Below are 927 nucleotides of genomic sequence, written 5' to 3' on the forward strand. Positions count from 1 at the left end.
ACTACACCACGGTTCCAAATTGGTTGCGGGGGCAGGATTTGAACCTGCGGCCTTCGGGTTATGAGCCCGACGAGCTACCGGGCTGCTCCACCCCGCGTCAGTAAAAAACTTATAAGCACTATGGTGGAGGCTGAGGGGTTCGAACCCCCGACCCTCTGCTTGTAAGGCAGATGCTCTCCCAGCTGAGCTAAGCCTCCATATGTGTGCCTGGTAAAATAATTGGTGACCCGTATGGGATTCGAACCCATGTTACCTCCGTGAAAGGGAGGTGTCTTAACCCCTTGACCAACGGGCCATACCTTTAATAATAGTGGCGGAGAGAGAGGGATTCGAACCCTCGAGACGCTTGTGGCGCCTACACGATTTCCAATCGTGCTCCTTCGGCCAAACTCGGACACCTCTCCATAATGGCTCCCCGAACAGGACTCGAACCTGTGACAACTCGATTAACAGTCGAGTGCTCTACCAACTGAGCTATCAGGGAAAATGGTGGGCCTTAGTGGACTCGAACCACCGACCTCACCCTTATCAGGGGTGCGCTCTAACCAGCTGAGCTAAAGGCCCTTTTATCTTATGTAATTATTATGGGCAAAAAAAATACCACAGAGTGTGGTTGTCCGCTTGGCGGCGTCCTACTCTCCCAGGACCCTTCGGTCCAAGTACCATCGGCGCTGGAGGGCTTAACGGTCGTGTTCGGGATGGGTACGCGTGGAACCCCTCCGCTATCGCCACCAAACGGGCATTTACAGCGTAAATGCTTCAGGAACCTTCATTCCTGAAAACTGAATCCGAAACGAATCTGCGTTTTAAGATTTGGATAAGCCCTCGACCGATTAGTATTGGTCAGCTCCACACGTTACCGTGCTTCCACCTCCAACCTATCTACCTCGTCGTCTTCAAGGGGTCTTACATACTGGGAAATCTCAT

6 tRNA genes and 2 rRNA genes are annotated in these 927 nt (G+C 52.4%); all 8 read right to left on the reverse strand.

Annotated elements, in window-relative coordinates:
* Positions 1-20 precede the first annotated feature (20 nt).
* Positions 21-97: transfer RNA gene (locus A3849_RS03440), tRNA-Met, on the reverse strand.
* A gap of 24 nt (positions 98-121) precedes the next feature.
* Positions 122-197 (reverse strand) — tRNA-Val (locus A3849_RS03445).
* 23 nt (positions 198-220) lie between these two features.
* A tRNA-Glu gene (locus A3849_RS03450) sits at positions 221-295 on the reverse strand.
* 16 nt (positions 296-311) lie between these two features.
* Positions 312-404: transfer RNA gene (locus tag A3849_RS03455), tRNA-Ser, on the reverse strand.
* 4 nt (positions 405-408) lie between these two features.
* Positions 409-484, reverse strand: a tRNA-Asn gene (locus A3849_RS03460).
* A gap of 3 nt (positions 485-487) precedes the next feature.
* Positions 488-564, reverse strand: a tRNA-Ile gene (locus A3849_RS03465).
* Positions 565-619: 55 nt separating this feature from the next.
* Positions 620-736: ribosomal RNA gene (rrf, locus tag A3849_RS03470) — 5S ribosomal RNA — on the reverse strand.
* A gap of 77 nt (positions 737-813) precedes the next feature.
* Positions 814-927, reverse strand: a 23S ribosomal RNA gene (locus tag A3849_RS03475); the annotation flags it as partial.

The sequence above is a fragment of the Paenibacillus sp. P46E genome (assembly GCF_001909095.1).
GTDB classification, from domain to species: domain Bacteria; phylum Bacillota; class Bacilli; order Paenibacillales; family Paenibacillaceae; genus Paenibacillus_AQ; species Paenibacillus_AQ helianthi.